12 protein-coding genes and 2 tRNA genes are annotated in these 16,073 nt (G+C 29.8%); 10 read left to right on the top strand and 4 right to left on the bottom strand.

Translation table 11 applies throughout. The features are described 5' to 3' along the window. Positions 1 to 1,041 precede the first annotated feature (1,041 nt). A tRNA-Phe gene (locus M9397_RS02340) sits at positions 1,042 to 1,114 on the bottom strand. Between the two features lie 376 nt (positions 1,115 to 1,490). Next, positions 1,491 to 1,808, bottom strand: a complete 318-nt coding sequence (cutA, locus tag M9397_RS02335; protein WP_284150751.1) for a divalent-cation tolerance protein CutA — start codon at positions 1,806 to 1,808, stop codon at positions 1,491 to 1,493. 411 nt (positions 1,809 to 2,219) lie between these two features. On the opposite strand from cutA, the gene M9397_RS02330 reads away from it, so the two are divergent. From M9397_RS02330 to efp, 3 genes are all read left to right on the top strand, one after another. Continuing rightward, positions 2,220 to 2,513 carry a co-chaperone GroES gene (locus M9397_RS02330; protein ID WP_250226786.1) on the top strand — a complete coding sequence of 98 codons (294 nt, stop codon included), beginning with the start codon at positions 2,220 to 2,222 and terminating at the stop codon, positions 2,511 to 2,513. 49 nt (positions 2,514 to 2,562) lie between these two features. Then, entirely contained in the window at positions 2,563 to 4,200 is a 1,638-nt protein-coding gene (gene groL / locus M9397_RS02325; protein WP_250226785.1) for a chaperonin GroEL, read from the top strand. Between the two features lie 136 nt (positions 4,201 to 4,336). Beyond that, positions 4,337 to 4,903, top strand: a complete 567-nt coding sequence (gene efp / locus M9397_RS02320) for an elongation factor P (RefSeq protein ID WP_250226784.1) — start codon at positions 4,337 to 4,339, stop codon at positions 4,901 to 4,903. Between the two features lie 26 nt (positions 4,904 to 4,929). Here the strand turns inward: efp and mscM are convergent, their stop codons facing one another. Together mscM and asd are read right to left on the bottom strand one after the other, a co-directional pair. Beyond that, complete coding sequence (mscM, locus tag M9397_RS02315) at positions 4,930 to 8,310, bottom strand: miniconductance mechanosensitive channel MscM (protein ID WP_474198195.1); 3,381 nt, start codon at positions 8,308 to 8,310, stop codon at positions 4,930 to 4,932. 45 nt (positions 8,311 to 8,355) lie between these two features. Next, entirely contained in the window at positions 8,356 to 9,249 is an 894-nt protein-coding gene (gene asd, locus M9397_RS02310) for an archaetidylserine decarboxylase (protein WP_250226782.1), read from the bottom strand. 720 nt (positions 9,250 to 9,969) lie between these two features. On the opposite strand from asd, the gene orn reads away from it, so the two are divergent. The 7 genes from orn (at position 9,970) to hflX (ending at position 16,062) form a co-directional block, all read left to right on the top strand. Beyond that, a complete protein-coding gene (gene orn / locus M9397_RS02305; protein ID WP_250226781.1) occupies positions 9,970 to 10,518 on the top strand; it encodes an oligoribonuclease in 549 nt (182 codons plus the stop codon). A 161-nt stretch (positions 10,519 to 10,679) separates the two neighbouring features. After that, positions 10,680 to 10,756: transfer RNA gene (locus tag M9397_RS02300), tRNA-Gly, on the top strand. A 584-nt stretch (positions 10,757 to 11,340) separates the two neighbouring features. Beyond that, positions 11,341 to 11,826, top strand: a complete 486-nt coding sequence (tsaE, locus tag M9397_RS02295; RefSeq protein ID WP_250227206.1) for a tRNA (adenosine(37)-N6)-threonylcarbamoyltransferase complex ATPase subunit type 1 TsaE — start codon at positions 11,341 to 11,343, stop codon at positions 11,824 to 11,826. After that, positions 11,823 to 13,094 (top strand): N-acetylmuramoyl-L-alanine amidase, encoded by a 1,272-nt coding sequence (locus M9397_RS02290; protein ID WP_250226780.1) that lies wholly within the window; start codon positions 11,823 to 11,825, stop codon positions 13,092 to 13,094. Before tsaE ends, M9397_RS02290 begins: the two co-directional genes overlap by 4 nt. Positions 13,095 to 13,360: 266 nt before the next feature. Beyond that, positions 13,361 to 14,281: a tRNA (adenosine(37)-N6)-dimethylallyltransferase MiaA gene (gene miaA / locus M9397_RS02285; protein WP_250259880.1), complete on the top strand. Its 921-nt coding sequence runs from the start codon at positions 13,361 to 13,363 to the stop codon at positions 14,279 to 14,281. 89 nt (positions 14,282 to 14,370) lie between these two features. Continuing rightward, positions 14,371 to 14,616 (top strand): RNA chaperone Hfq, encoded by a 246-nt coding sequence (hfq, locus tag M9397_RS02280; protein WP_250226779.1) that lies wholly within the window; start codon positions 14,371 to 14,373, stop codon positions 14,614 to 14,616. A gap of 156 nt (positions 14,617 to 14,772) precedes the next feature. Continuing rightward, on the top strand, positions 14,773 to 16,062 hold the full coding sequence (gene hflX, locus M9397_RS02275; protein ID WP_250226778.1) for a ribosome rescue GTPase HflX: 1,290 nt from the start codon (positions 14,773 to 14,775) through the stop codon (positions 16,060 to 16,062). Positions 16,063 to 16,073: the final 11 nt, after the last annotated feature.

Below are 16,073 nucleotides of genomic sequence, written 5' to 3'. Positions count from 1 at the left end.
ACTAGTCCTGTATGTACTAATAGATTTAATATCCTTGCCATGTTCGTCTCTGTAAGCAATGAAAGTGATTATAAGTAAGTGTGTATTGAAATCGAAATCATTCATATAGTTACATAACATACGAAATGTAATAAATAAACTAGTGAGGTATTTGGTTATTGGTTTAATAACTACAGGTCATTATACTTTCAATGATTGCGATTGAATATGATCGTTATTGGATTTTAAATAATTAGCGGCATTAAAAAAATAATGATGATGATATAATTTAAGCTTTACGGAAAAAATTTTATTTACAAAAATAGTATTTTTTTTGCAATGATTACTGTAATTATTGGGTATTAAATAAATATTAGTTTTCCTTAATGGATTCAGAGATTAATCTAGAATTTTTTACTTAATTGTTATTGAGTATAACTGAAAATTTAATTTTTTATATACTGTTACTATCTAAATATAATTATTAATTTTTTTATTACGTACTTATGAAGTAGAAATAATTTTAGTAATCTTTAGTCAAAAGATGTAGCCATACAAATATATTGTTATATTCATTAAGTATGCATATTTTGAATAATTTTAATTAATTCATATAAAACTATTATATTAAAATATCATTAATTTAATTTAAGTTTCCTAATAGCTTTAATAACTAGGTTAACACATAAATCTATATTGTTTACTGTAGTGTTATGCGTCTAAGATTATTGAGTAATTTAAAATTTGTATTTTTGTATGTTTAGATAGCTGCACTAAATGTGTCATCTATTTTGAGATTCATCATACAGTTAATAGTCTTTATTGGAATCTTTTATGGTTTTTATTGATTTTAATTTGTGTTTGTTTACATAAATGACGGTGTTTTATTAGCGCTTCATAATCATTAAGTCTTTATTTATCTTTTCACTATAGAGGTGTATTGTAATAAACAATAACTGATGGCCTGGGATTGAAAATAACTGTAGACAAATCTTATTTAATTATGAAAAAGTATTATTAATTAATCGAGGTTTCAAATCAATTGGACGGTGTTTTAAGGTGTGCCCGGACTTGGAATTGAACCAAGGACACGAGGATCTTCAGTCCTCTGCTCTACCGACTGAGCTATCCGGGCTTATTATAGTTTTGTGTACATTGTTATATATGTATGCGCAGACAACTTAACTATATTGTATTATCTTTATTCTTTTGAATTCGTCAATATATTTTGTTTGTTGATAATTACATTTTATCTAGAAACTATGTTTCTACTTCAAAAAATAGTTTAGATGGACACTGTGTGTGAAGCGACAGTTATACGTTGTTTATTTGCATAGGAACAGTTAGATAAATTTTAGTGGAGACAGTGTTTTTTGTTTATCATTTTAAATATAATGATGGCAATTAACTGTAATCATAAAATTGTGATCTTATGACGGAATAATTAAGTATAAATTATATTATTTGCGCGTGTTATTCCTAATCGTGTTGTGTTTTCTATTTATAGAGTATTAGTGTTTGTGTAATATAGATCGCATCCATGACAAATAATTTGGATCACCATCTATGATAGGAAGCACTAACAATTCTGGAACTTTATAGGGATGTAATTGCTTGATTGTATTTAATGTTTCTTCTTGTAAGGAACTGTGTGTTTTAATTAATAATTGTAATTCAGACTGATCTTTTAAGACATTGTCCCAATAATAAAACGAGCGCACTTCGTGTAGTACAGTTATACATGCTGCTAGTTTATGATGTAATAAAGTTTTCGTTAAATTTGAAACGATGGACATATCGTTAGGTATGGTACATAAAATTATTATCATTTTTTTCTGTAAATGATCAATTAGGGTAAATATCGTTAATTACATTGCTACGGAAAAATGTTCTTTCAAAACAAAAACGATGGTTTCATCGTTTATTTTAATTGTGTGCCCATTTTAAATGGGCAGTATGTTCGTACTATCTTTGATTATTATACTTAATAATAGTTGTGTGTGAAGTACTAAGTAAATAAAAAATAATTTTTATTGATTATAAGAAAATGTACTTATGAAGGTGTGAACACGCGTATATGTAAAAAATTTTTTCTTACCCCCTTGAAGCGGTCTTGAACGTCCCCATTTTAGGTATTGTCTTGAAGTGGTGAATACTAAAAAATTTGCATCTGATTTCTAATATCAGAATTTATTGCTGTACGATGCAAATAGTTAGATAATATAATTAGGGAGCATTAAATGAAAATTCGTCCATTGCATGATCGTGTAATTGTTAAACGTAAAGAGGTTGAATCAAAGTCTGCGGGAGGTATTGTGCTGACTGGATCTGCAGCAGGAAAATCTACGCGTGGAGAAGTATTGGCTGTTGGTCATGGCCGCGTTTTGGAAAATGGGGGAGTAAAAGCTTTAGATGTGCGTGTTGGTGATACCATTATTTTCAATGATGGGTATGGTGTAAAAGTGGAGAAAATTGATAATGAAGAAGTATTAATTATGTCAGAAAGTGATATCCTTGCTATCGTTGAGAAATAATTCGCGACTAACTTATTAATTGAACTTGAAAATTTTTAAGGAAAATGAAATGGCAGCTAAAGATGTGAAGTTTGGTAATGATGCGCGTGTCAAGATGCTGCGCGGAGTGAATGTGTTGGCTGACGCAGTAAAAGTTACTCTCGGTCCTAAAGGTAGGAATGTGGTGTTAGATAAATCTTTTGGGGCTCCAGTTATAACTAAAGATGGGGTATCTGTGGCACGAGAAATTGAATTAGAAGATAAATTTGAAAATATGGGCGCTCAAATGGTGAAGGAGGTTGCTTCTAAAGCAAATGATTCTGCGGGTGATGGAACCACTACTGCTACTGTGTTAGCTCAATCTATAGTTAATGAAGGACTAAAAGCTGTCGCTGCTGGAATGAACCCCATGGATTTAAAACGTGGCATAGATAAGGCAGTAGTTGCAGCAGTAGAAGAATTGAAAAAGCTATCCGTCCCTTGTTCAGATCCTAAGGCTATTGCTCAAGTGGGTACTATTTCTGCAAATTCTGATGAAACTGTTGGTAAACTTATTGCGCAGGCAATGGATAAGGTGGGGAAAGAAGGAGTTATTACTGTAGAAGAAGGGTCTGGTTTACAGGATGAACTAGATGTAGTTGAAGGTATGCAATTTGACCGCGGTTATCTTTCCCCTTATTTTGTTAATAAACCTGAAAGCGGCACAGTGGAACTAGAGCATCCTTTCATTTTATTAGCAGATAAGAAGATCTCTAACATTAGGGAAATGTTACCTATATTAGAATCTGTTGCAAAAGCAGGGAAACCGTTACTTATCATCGCTGAGGATGTAGAAGGTGAGGCTTTAGCCACTTTGGTTGTGAATAACATGCGTGGTATAGTCAAAGTAACTGCTGTAAAGGCACCAGGTTTTGGTGATAGACGTAAAGCTATGTTGCAAGATATAGCTGTGTTGACTGCAGGAACTGTGATTTCTGAGGAAATTGGATTAGAATTGGAAAAAGCGACATTAGAAGATATGGGGCAAGCTAAACGAGTAGTTATTACTAAAGATGCTACTACTATTATTGACGGAGTAGGTAATAAATCTGCTATAAATAGTCGTGTGGCACAAATTAATCAACAGCGTGACGAAGCTACTTCTGATTATGATCGTGAGAAACTGCAAGAACGTGTTGCTAAATTAGCCGGAGGAGTTGCAGTAATTAAAGTTGGAGCAGCTACTGAAGTAGAAATGAAAGAAAAGAAAGCACGTGTAGAGGATGCATTGCATGCAACTCGCGCCGCTGTTGAAGAAGGTGTAGTTGCAGGTGGTGGTGTTGCTTTAATTCGTGTAGCTAATGCTATTAGGAATGTGTGCGGTGACAATGAAGATCAAAATGTTGGTATTAAGGTAGCTCGCCGTGCAATGGAAGCTCCTTTGCGTCAAATTATGGCAAATGCTGGAGAAGAGCCGTCAGTAATTGCTAATAATGTCAGATCGGGAGAGGGCAATACTGGTTATAATGCCGCTACTGAAAAGTATGGCAATATGATTGAATTAGGAATTCTAGATCCTACTAAAGTGACTCGTTCTGCCCTACAATATGCAGCATCTATTGCGGGTTTAATGATTACTACTGAATGCATGGTTACTGAATTACCTAAAGAAGATAAGCCGGATTTAGGTAATGCAGGAGCTGGTGGTAACATGGGTGGCATGATGTAATTGGGATTCATTATTTTCTAATATAATCCTGAAAAAAACAACCCTAATCTCTATTTAGATTAGGGTTGTTTTTTTCAGGATTATATTAGAAAATAATGAATAGATTTTTGTAAATTTTATTATTTAAAATATTTTTATGGTATTTTATAATATTAATGAATTTAGAACTGGACTCAAGGTTATTCAAAATGGAGTACCATGTGTTATTATTAGCCACGAATTTACAAAACCTGGAAAAGGACAAGCTTTTAGCCGTGTAAGATTTAGACAAATAATTTCTGGTAAAATATTAGAAAAGACTTTTAAGTCTGGAGATTTTTTAGAATCAGCTAATGTTATAGAAATCAGACTAATTTATGTTTATCACGATAATGAATTTTGGTATTTCATGAATGAAAGGAATTTTGAAGAAATTGCAGTTTCTGAAGCAATAATAGGAGAGAACAGAAAATGGATTACAAATCAATTAAATTATATAGTAACTTTATGGAATAAAGTACCAATTCTTGTCACTCCGCCTGATTGTATAGAATTAAAAATTATAAAGGTTACTCCGTTAAAAAAGAGTAGCACTGGCTCTTCTGGAGTTAAACTAGCTACTGTCAGTACTGGTGCTGTAATTAAAGTCCCTTTTTTTATTCAATTAGGGGAATTGATTAAAATTAATACTCGTTTAGGTACATATATATCTCGATCAAAATAAAATGTAATAAATATTTATGTTGTTATTTAATAATTTTTATTCGAATAATTTGAATAAAAATTATTAAATAATTGATCATGATGCAGATAAATTGGTGTATATGGTAATTTTATTCCATTATTTTGATAATATTCTATAATCAACATATGCATTTGATGACATAAAGGCATTCTTAGTTTTATATCTGATATATGTATTCGTATTTCGAACATAGGTAATCCTTGTTGTAAATCTACTAAATATACTTCTGGAGGTGGGGTATTTAAGGAAAAAGAAGAATTTTTTGCTATTTGTAATAAAAATTTAACTATTTCTTTCATATCTGTTTGTAAGGGAGCAGGTATACGTAATACTACTCGTGTTAAAGTGTCCGATAAAGACCAATTAATAAATTGTTTTGTGATAAATTCTTTATTTGGAATAATGATTTCTTTATGATTCCAATCAGTAATAATAGTTGCACGAGTGTTAATTCGAGTAATATTACCAGTAAGTTTGTTAATAGTTACAGTGTCGCCGATACGAATTGGTTTTTCAACAAGTATCATTAAACCAGAGATAAGATTAGCAAATATTTCTTGTAATCCAAAGCCTAATCCAACACCTAATGCTGCTATTAACCATTGTATCTTAGTCCATTCTATGCCTATTAAAGAACATCCTATTATTCCACCAAGAAACATCAATATATATTTAGTTAATGTGGTAATAGTATATCCTGTGCCTGGAGTGAGATCTAAATGTTGTAACACAATAAGCTCTAAAAATGCTGGTAAATTTTTCACTGTTTTTGTAGTGATAACAATTACTAAAACAGCAATAAGAAATGAATTTAATGTTATAGGTTGAATATTGTCTACTCCTTTTATAGTAGATGTGACGTCCCATAATGTAATATTTTCTAAAAAAGAAAATGCAGAACGCAATTCAGACCACAATACAGTCATCAATAATAGAGCAATTATAGTAATAATAGATCGTATTAGTTGTAATGATTGCGTGCTGATAGTGTCTAAATCTAAAATTTTTCTATTTTTTTCATCTTTAGATGTTAATTTGTTAATTTGTAGTAGTTGAGAAAAATTAGATTCATTATGTGTTCTTAGAGTTAATTGTAAAGTTCGTTTTTGTTTGGCGCGTTCGTAAGCAATATGACGTTGTTGGATCAACGTCCATCTACGAATGACATGGTATATGATTAATGATATAATCCAAATGAATAATGATTCTTCTAATCGTCCTAATAATTCCTGAGCAACAAATAAATAACCTAATATGCAAGAAACTGCTGCTATTAATGGTGCGCATATTATTATATTCCATAAACAATGATTTATGATATTGTCAGAAGAATCATATTTGTTTAAATATAAAGGCAATCCAGAGCGTTTTAATTTATTAGTAATAAAAGTTAAATAAACGCATAATAAAATAAAACATAAACGACCTAAAGTACTGGAAAATTCTCTGTTGTTATAATTATTAAATATAGTTATCATCATTATTAAAAAAACAATTGTCCCAACAGCCCAGGTATAATGATGTGAAAATACGTGTTGAACTCTTTTTTTAGACCAACCAAAATGAGCAATAAATAATCCCTTTGAAGATGCGAAATAAACACTTACTATAGATATCCATAATATGAAAGTTGTAGCATTAATTCCATCCTGAATTGCAACAGAAATAGGATATAACCAATTATGACTAAAACTATATCCTATGACTGCCCATAATGTCGGAACTGGTAAAGCAATTAACATTGAGTACCATATATTGTAAAAAGTGAGCAAGAAATGATCTTGATTTACTTTTCCTATTTTTTTGCTAGATTGTTCTAAAAATGTTTGATAATGATGATGTACGGCGAAATACAATCCAATTGATATTGGCATACACAATATTATCAGTATTATTAATGGTTTTCGAGCAGTGAAGATTCTATTTAACGAAGATATTATTTGCTCATTAAATTCATCTGAAGTTAACAGTTTGCGCAAATCTTGATAAATGTTTAAAGGATAAGATATAGGAATTGGGTAAAAATCAGCGGTCCAGAATAAATAGCGATGCATAGCTTTTTGTATATCTTGTAGTGCTGCTTGAAGTTGTTGATATGCAGCTTTTAATTTTGTCAATTCCAAGATTTGTGTATCGAAACTATTTAACAATGAAGTGATAAGGTTGCATTGTATGGTGTATTGTGTTTCCAGAATATGTTTTTGAGGTATTGTTAGAGGTGTACCGTCATCTTGTTTGATTTGAGATGATAATGGTATTATTTTATTCAATTGATTTTCATATTGTAGACGTTTAATTCTTAGTTGCGCCACATTACGATCTAGTTGTCGAGATTTAGGTATCTCTGGAAATTTAGAGACCTGAGAGCGTAGTGTTTCTTTAATAACTGGAGATGTATCTAACCATTGTGTTTGTTCAATTAAGTTTTTGACAGTTTGGTGTGCTTGTAATATACATGCTGCAATTTCTTGATTTTTTGATTTAATGCTGTTTATGTGGTGTGTTTGTTGATTCAGGATAATTGAAAGATCATGATTGATTTGTGATTGTTTTTCGATAGATTTTGGTAATGTATTACAATTTTCTGGTAATATTTTTTTTGTATATTTAATGGGCTGTTTTTTTTCTTCTTGATATAAATAATTTAACTGATGTTTTGGTGTGTGTGTTTCATGGTTTATGTAATTGTATTTTTTTTTAAGTAATTCTATACGTAATTGGGATAATTCTTTGTGATTGTTGAGGTTTAATTTATTGAGCTCAAGTTCGTGTGTTTGTAATTGTTTAGCTGCTTGTTCTGATTGTAACGTAGTAAATTTAGCTTGTTTTACTAGAATATTTAGATTTGTTGTATATAATATTTTTTGTTGTTCTAAATTATTTAATATATTTTTAGTTGCGACTTCTTGTTGTGGTAATAATATTAATGAATTATTAATAGAATGTATAGAATTACATTCTTGTTTTAGTTGTTTTGATAGATTTGTTAATTGATTATTGATTCGAAATAATTTTTGTTTGAGATCATGTTCATAAAAATTTTCATCGAAATTAACGATGAGGTTGGGTGTATTATTGCATTCTTCATTTAATTGAAGAATGATATATGACAAGTCGTTTATGATTTTTTGGTATTCTTGAATTTTAATATTGGAATTATTTCGTTCAAAAATAAAACGCAATGTAGATTGTAGATTATTTATAATGGTTTGCTGATGAGCATTTATTATATGCTCTTTTTTTTGTACATATTGTAAGTATTTTTTTATTTCTTGTTTATTTGAAAAATTATAAGAAAAGGTTATTAATGGGAATAACCACGTTACTATATATGTCAATAAAAAGAAATATTTAAAAAATATAGTTTTCTTTTGAATAATGACCATATACATAATATTGCTGCATGAATCTGATAAAATATATAATATGAATTATGTATAATTGTTTTTTTGATTATATCCTTGTGCTAACGGCATTCCAATACGAGCAATATCATGTGGTCGTAGTAGATTATTAAAAATAACTTTTTTATTTCCAAACAAATTAATAACAGTAGATCCTAATTTGAATAAACCCATTTCATGTCCTTTTTTTATTATTATTGCATCATCAGTATTGTTTGTATGATTTGGTGGGTAACGCCAATGTCTCACAACGCCTTCGCGTGGCGGAGTAACTGTGCCTAACCATGTAGTTTCAATGCTTCCTACTATTATAGCGCCAATTAAAATTTGAGCCATGTAACCAAAATCTGTTTCGAATAAACAGATTACCCTTTCATTGCGAGAGAATATATTGGGTATATTTTTAGTAATTTTTGGATGTACTGAAAATAAATCACCGGGTATATACAGTACTTCACGAAGTGTGCCTGTACAAGGCATATAGATGCGATGGCAGTTTTGTGGAGGTATATAAATAATAATGAAACTTCCATCACTGAAATAGTCAATGATATTATCATGACCTGCTAGTAGTCCATCCAAATGATAAGAGGAGCCTTTTACTTGAAAAATATTTTTTTGGCTTATTTTTCCTATTTCAGTGATGATTCCATCAGCTGGGATGATTAATGTAGATGGATTGGTATCGATAGGCCGAGCATTTTTATGTAATTTTCGAGTAAAAAATGCATTAAATGTTGCATAATCGGTTAAATTGGGTTTGTCAGATTCTTTCATGTCTATTTTATAAATACGAATAAACAGAAGAATAGCGTAATGTGTTATCCATCCACCTTTCCATGAGGCTACAAGTCCTACCAAGTAAGTAATCCAGTACTTTGGCAGTAAATATTGCAGTAAAATTTGTATTTTTTTTGGCATAATATGTGTACCTAATTTGGATTATTCATTCTTAATTGAGAGATAGCGATTAGATGTACATTTCGCTGTTGGTTTGCGTTGGAAATACACATTCTCTTAAATATTACTATAACATATAATATATTATTAATCGCGCAAAAGTATGTAAAAGTTGTTTTAGTTTCATTGAAGAAATAAAGCTAATTCTATTAGCGATAAAAATTCATTGAAGTAATAGTGATTACTAAATATATAGTCTTTTGATTTTTAGGATATATACAGTGATATATTTTATAAATGTAGTGATTTGCAATTTTTATAGATCATAAACTTTTTTGAATTTACAATAAGAAGTAATTATTAATTCTTGTAAGCATTACTAACATTTATAGTGAAAAATTGTTTGAGGGGATTTATTAGTAATTAATATTATTATTTCTGAAATATTGTAGAAAAATGAAATTTATAAGTAACAGATCTGTAATTTTATTTCAATAATACCATGATTTATTGTTTTTAATATTTGATGTATGCTTATACAGTATGTTAGTATCAGGTTTGTCATTTGAAATTATAAACTGATATTTGATGAATTTGTGTATAAACAATATTTGATGAGTTTGATAAATATTTAATATATTATGAGAATTGTGTGATGAATAATATGAATAGAAAATTCGATACTGTGGTAATGTCACTTATTGTAGTAAACGCTTAATATATAAGCATAAGTGGAATGATATGCGTGATAATAATTTGATATGGCTTGATCTGGAGATGACTGGATTGGATCCAGATCGAGATCGTATTTTGGAACTAGCCACTCTAGTTACTGATAGTAAATTGAATATTTTATCGGAAGGTCCGGTTGCAGTAATACATCAATCTGAATCTCAGTTGTTATCAATGGATGATTGGAACACGCGTGTACATAGCGCTACTGGATTAATAGAGAAGGTAAGATGTAGTACATTGGATGAGATTAGCGCATCTAATTTGACAATAAAGTTTTTGAGAAATTGGGTCAATTTTAAAAAATCACCGATATGCGGAAATAGCATAGCGCAAGATCGTCTATTTTTATTTCGATATATGCCGGAATTAGAATCGTATTTTAATCATCGTTATTTAGATGTGAGTACAATTAAAGAATTAATGATTCGATGGAGACCAGATTTGATATCTGGATTACAATTACAGCACACCCATTGCGCATTAGATGATATTCGTGAATCTGTTGCAGAATTGATGTATTATCGTAAGCATTTTATACGATTAAAAGGTGCGTAATAAAGTTGATAATGAATATAGTTTTATTTAAGAGTAGTAGGAATGAATGCTATTAACTTAATAAAATAATTAGTTGGTATGTATAAGTTAAGTGTATGGTTGTTGTTTGTATACGATCTAAATACATTGAATAATAATTATAATTTTTACTTCAAATAAAAGCGGGAATAGCTCAGTTTGGGAGAGCGCAACCTTGCCAAGGTTGAGGTCGCGAGTTCAAGTCTCGTTTCCCGCTCCATTTTAGTATTTACTTTATATCATTGATTGATATCATTATATATTAATTCCAAACTGCATTTGAAATAAGTGTATTATTTTTAATATATCTTAGAATCTTAAATTATGCATAAAACCATTGAATTATTTTTAGCTGACGGATAAATTAAACATATGTATTTATTAATATGGTAGTGAGCTCTATAAGTAGTAGAAGTTTAAATATAATAAAATATTTTCAGTTTTCTTTCATAAGTGTATGTAATATACAATTGCTTTTTCAATATATTGATTCGATGCTTATTACTCGTACTCTGTATATCAATATGTTTATATTGATATACAGAGTACATCATGCAAATCAATTTTTGAATATGTATATAGATTATAATTTTTTAATTTTAACTTGAAATTTTATTTAGTGTAGAGAAATGTAATGAGTGTTGGTATATTTTTTATATTTTTATATAAGTTTTATATATATTTAAATGTATCTAAATGTATCTACAAAATTGACTGCATAAGAAGTGATCATGCGAGGGATTGCTTATATTATTTTGTTTATAACAATATTGTGGCGTATAAGATATTAAATTTGTATTAATGATGAAAAAATATGTATTAGTATTATCTGATGAATTACAAACCTTGTCATTAGGTGCTACTTTAGCTTCTGTTTGCGTTCAAGGTTGTTTAATTTATTTAAATGGCTATATAGGGTCAGGAAAATCTGTTTTTTGTAAGGGATTTTTGCATGCATTAGGACATATTGGGCATATTAATAGTCCTACCTATACTTTAGTTGAATCTTATATGTTGACACATTGGCGTGTGTATCATTTTGATTTTTATAGGTTAATTTCTTCGGAAGAATTGGAGTGTATGGGAATTAGAGATTATTTTGATGATCATACTATATGTTTAGTAGAGTGGCCAAAACAAGGAATGGGAATTTTACCAAAAGAAGATATTTCGATAACAATAAATTATCATGATCGAAAAAATTTTAGGCAAGTCATTATAGAATCTTCTAGTAATGTGGGTCACAAAATGTGCGATGATTTGTTAGCATGTTGGAAACTAGATATATGAAGTTGAAATACGAAATAATTTTCGTAATGACAATATTTTCAAAATATTTATGTGTTGAATCAGTTATAGCATCAACCCTTAACTCAATCTCTGTTACCAATAATGTTGATCAAGCTACAGTAACATTAGAGAGCGCTGTTGTTCCCGTATATATGATATTTTCTTTGCATAACCCGGAAAGAATTGTAATAGATCTTTTAAAAACATCTAAAGTTCAAAAAAATATATTTCCAATAAATTTTAATGGCATTAATTTAGTTAAACGTGTTCGAACAAATACATCTCTTAGTTACCAAAGTATACGTATAGTATTAGATCTCACTTCTCCTTCAATTATAGGAACAATAACGCAACAACAAATCAAAGAAAATTATCGTATTATGTTAACAATTTTAAAAAAAACAGCATTTACTGTCCCTGATATAAGTACTCGAAAAACACCCCCTATTATAAATCGTAAAATTTATGTTAATTCAGGTCAATCGATAAATAATCAAAAGAAAATAATAGATACGCAATTTATAAAAAATCAAAATCACACCAATACATTTGCTCCTGTTGTTGTAGCTATTGATGCTGGACATGGAGGACAGGACCCAGGAGCTACAGGTCGCTGTGGAATATATGAAAAAAATATTACTATTAATATAGCTAAGAAACTAAAAAAATTATTGGATTTAGATCCTAATTTTAAAGCCGTTATGATTCGCGATGGAGACTATTTTCTATCGGTCATGGAACGCTCTAATTTGGCTCGGAAAAGAGAAGCCAATGTATTGGTGTCTATTCATGCAGATTCTGCCTTAAACACTAAAGTTAGAGGAGCGTCTGTTTGGGTTTTGTCTAATCGTCGAGCTAAAAGTGAAATGATACATTGGTTACAACGTAGTGAAAAACATTCAGAATTATTGGGAGGGTTGGGAGATATATTAACCAGTTATCATAATGATCCGTATTTTAATCATTTAGTTTTAGATTTACAATTTGGTTACGCCCAAAGAGCAGGGTATGATATTGCAGCACATGTGTTACATCAATTAAAAAATATTACTCCTTTGCATAAGGATATACCTGAGTACTCTAGTTTTGGGATATTACGATCCCCTGATATTCCATCGATTTTAGTAGAGACTGGATTTATTAGTAATGTAAAAGAAGAATGTCTTCTGGCTAGCAGTGGATATCAAGACAAAATAGCTAATGCTTTGCATAAAGGTTTACGTTCTTATTTCATAATGCCACAGCAAAAATTATTAGATCATTCATAAGCTCAAAAATATATATTTACTATAAATTAATAAATAAAAAAGCAACAATTATTATATTAAATAAGTTATTATAAATTTGGTCTGTTTTTCAGCAATAATTATTGATATTTATTGCATATACTTATACATATAAGAGTTAGTATGTGTCCCTAAATAATTGAATTTTTTTGATAAATTATAGAAATAATTTCAGGTAATTAACATTTTTGACTATATATGCATCAAAGGAGAATTTTATTAAACATAAACCGTTAGTCATATTTTTAATGGGTCCTACAGCTTCTGGGAAAACAAGTTTATCTATTGCTTTAAAAAAAAGAAAAGAAAAAATAGATATCATCAGTGTTGATTCAGCTTTGATATATCGCGATATGAATATCGGTACAGCTAAGCCTGTTGCTGAAGAATTAAAAATAGCCCCCCATAAATTGATAGATATCCGTGATCCAGTTGAATGCTATTCAGCAGGAGATTTTTGTCATGATGCAGATAATGAAATACAAAACATCATACGATCTGAATACACACCCTTTTTGGTTGGTGGAACGATGTTGTATTTTAAAACTCTGTTAGAGGGGTTGTTTTTTTTACCATCAAGTAATCAAAAAATTCGTGATGATCTGGAATATGAAGCGCAGAGAACAGGATGGATAAATATACACGGTTTATTAAAACATATTGATCCGATTTCAGCTTCAAAAATTCATTTAAATGATCACAAGAGAATAATTCGAGCATTAGAAATCTTCTTTATTTCTGGTAAAACGTGGACAGAATTAAAATTGATGACCAATCAACGATTGAAATATCGATTTTACCAATTTGCCATTGTTCCATCAAGTCGTGATATATTATATAAACGAATTGAAGAACGGTTTCATAGAATGTTAGAGATCGGATTTGAAAATGAGGTTATCAGATTGTTTGATCGATCTGATTTGCATACAAAAGAAGTCAAGCCGTCCATTTCTTGTGTAGGTTATCGTCAAATGTGGGAATATTTATCTGGTGAAATTAATTATAGTCAGATGGTAGTCAAAGGAATTTGTGCTACTCGGCAACTTGCGAAACGACAATTAACCTGGCTACGTAGATGGCCGAATTTATGTTGGTTAAATAGTGATAATTTATCTGAAGCAACTGATAATATATCGAAGATATTAATCAAAAATTCATCTGACATATAAAAATTTTAAAAAATTAAAATTTGGAATTATTTTTTTGATTTATTTAGACCGTTTAAAATAATATAAAATTAATTTTAAGGATATTGAAAATGCATAAAGTTCAATTATTACAAGATCCATTTTTAAACGTGTTGCGACGGGAACGCGTTCCGGTTTTTATTTATTTGGTAAACGGCATTAAATTGCAAGGAGAAATCGAGTCGTTTGATAAATTTGTGATTTTGTTAAGAAATACAGTGAATCAAATGATTTATAAGCATGCTATATCTACTATTGTTCCTTCCCGTTTTGTTTCATACTATGCTAGTCATGCTATCAATCAAACTGCATTCTGATCGTGTATTTAAGAGGCTGTGTGATCTTTTTTTAAGTATAATTATATATTAATATGTGGTATTACCAAATATTATTAAATATAGTATAATGAATATATTGATAACTTTCATTGTATACGATTGAATATATATAATTTATTTGTGGAGTAGATTTTATTGTATGATTTAGGTTATTTGAATAATCAATCTATTTTAGTTAATATTACTTTTTTTGATAAAAAAAAACAAAATAAAAGTTTCAATTTACAGGAATGTTTGTCTTTGGCATCCACAGCAGGCATGGAGATATTGGAAATTCTTACGAGTAATGGAAAAACTTGTAATGCTAAATATTTTATTGGAATCGGAAAAGTATTAGAGCTTGAACGCATGATTCAAAATAATTCTGTATCTATTGTGTTGTTTAATTGTATTTTATCTCCTCATCAAGAACGAAATCTTATGTGTCTATTAAAATGTAAGATAATTGACAGAAATCAACTCATTCTTAATATCTTTGCGCAACGTGCACGTACGTACGAAGGTAAGTTGCAAGTAAGATTAGCTCAACTGAAGCATTTGAACTCTCGTTTAGTGCATGAATGGAGTCATCTTGAGCGTCAAAAAGGAGGTATTGGTTTACGAGGAGGGTCAGGAGAAATGCAATTAGAAAGTGATCGTCGTTTATTGCGTAAGGAAATGACCCAGATTTTATTGCGTTTAAAAAAAATAGAAAATCAACGAGAACAGGGCAGACGACATCGTGTTAGAATTGGGGTACCTACTGTTTCTTTAGTAGGATATACAAATGCTGGAAAATCTACTTTATTTAACGTAATGACTGCATCACATGCATATACGTCATCAAAACTTTTTGCTACTCTTGATCCTACAAGTAGACGTATTGTATATAAGGGAATACATGACATTATATTAACAGATACGGTGGGTTTTATTCAGAATTTACCAAATGATTTAGTATCTTCTTTTAAAGCAACCTTACAAGAAACGGTAGAAGCAACGCTATTATTACATGTTGTAGATGTTTCTGACGAAAAGTTTGAACAAAATATTAACACGGTACATTGTATGTTGAGTAATTTGAACGTTCATAATATTCCAATGCTGTTAGTGATGAACAAGATAGATCGATTAAAAGAAATAGTGCCACATATTGACCGCGATAATCATGGTTATCCAAGTCAAGTTTGGATATCAGCTCAAAATAATTTAGGTATTTCTTTGGTGCTACAAGCTGTTAATGAGTTACTATCAAACAATATGATTTCTTATGAATTGAGAATACCTATGAATAATGATTTATGCGAGAAGTTGTATAGACTACAAGTTGTTAAACAATATTGGGTTGAAGATGATAATTATGTTAGGTTAAAAATATATTTATCTGCTGTAAATTGGGGTCGTTTGTTAAAAAATAATAAATTATTGATAAATTATATTGTTTAATATTTTTAAAA

This window comes from Blochmannia endosymbiont of Camponotus sp. C-003 (genome assembly GCF_023585685.1).
GTDB lineage: Bacteria > Pseudomonadota > Gammaproteobacteria > Enterobacterales > Enterobacteriaceae > Blochmanniella.
This window is presented reverse-complemented; position numbering and strand designations above follow the sequence as displayed.

What these genes read in the sequence shown, in the direction of transcription:
- cutA (WP_284150751.1), bottom strand. Translation starts at nt 1,808, where the DNA reads ATGATAATAATTTTATGTACCATACCTAACGATATGTCCATCGTTTCA.
- M9397_RS02330 (WP_250226786.1), top strand. Translation starts at nt 2,220, where the DNA reads ATGAAAATTCGTCCATTGCATGATCGTGTAATTGTTAAACGTAAAGAG.
- groL (WP_250226785.1), top strand. Translation starts at nt 2,563, where the DNA reads ATGGCAGCTAAAGATGTGAAGTTTGGTAATGATGCGCGTGTCAAGATG.
- efp (WP_250226784.1), top strand. Translation starts at nt 4,337, where the DNA reads ATGGTATTTTATAATATTAATGAATTTAGAACTGGACTCAAGGTTATT.
- mscM (WP_474198195.1), bottom strand. Translation starts at nt 8,310, where the DNA reads ATGGTCATTATTCAAAAGAAAACTATATTTTTTAAATATTTCTTTTTA.
- asd (WP_250226782.1), bottom strand. Translation starts at nt 9,249, where the DNA reads ATGCCAAAAAAAATACAAATTTTACTGCAATATTTACTGCCAAAGTAC.
- orn (WP_250226781.1), top strand. Translation starts at nt 9,970, where the DNA reads ATGCGTGATAATAATTTGATATGGCTTGATCTGGAGATGACTGGATTG.
- tsaE (WP_250227206.1), top strand. Translation starts at nt 11,341, where the DNA reads ATGAAAAAATATGTATTAGTATTATCTGATGAATTACAAACCTTGTCA.
- M9397_RS02290 (WP_250226780.1), top strand. Translation starts at nt 11,823, where the DNA reads ATGAAGTTGAAATACGAAATAATTTTCGTAATGACAATATTTTCAAAA.
- miaA (WP_250259880.1), top strand. Translation starts at nt 13,361, where the DNA reads ATGGGTCCTACAGCTTCTGGGAAAACAAGTTTATCTATTGCTTTAAAA.
- hfq (WP_250226779.1), top strand. Translation starts at nt 14,371, where the DNA reads ATGCATAAAGTTCAATTATTACAAGATCCATTTTTAAACGTGTTGCGA.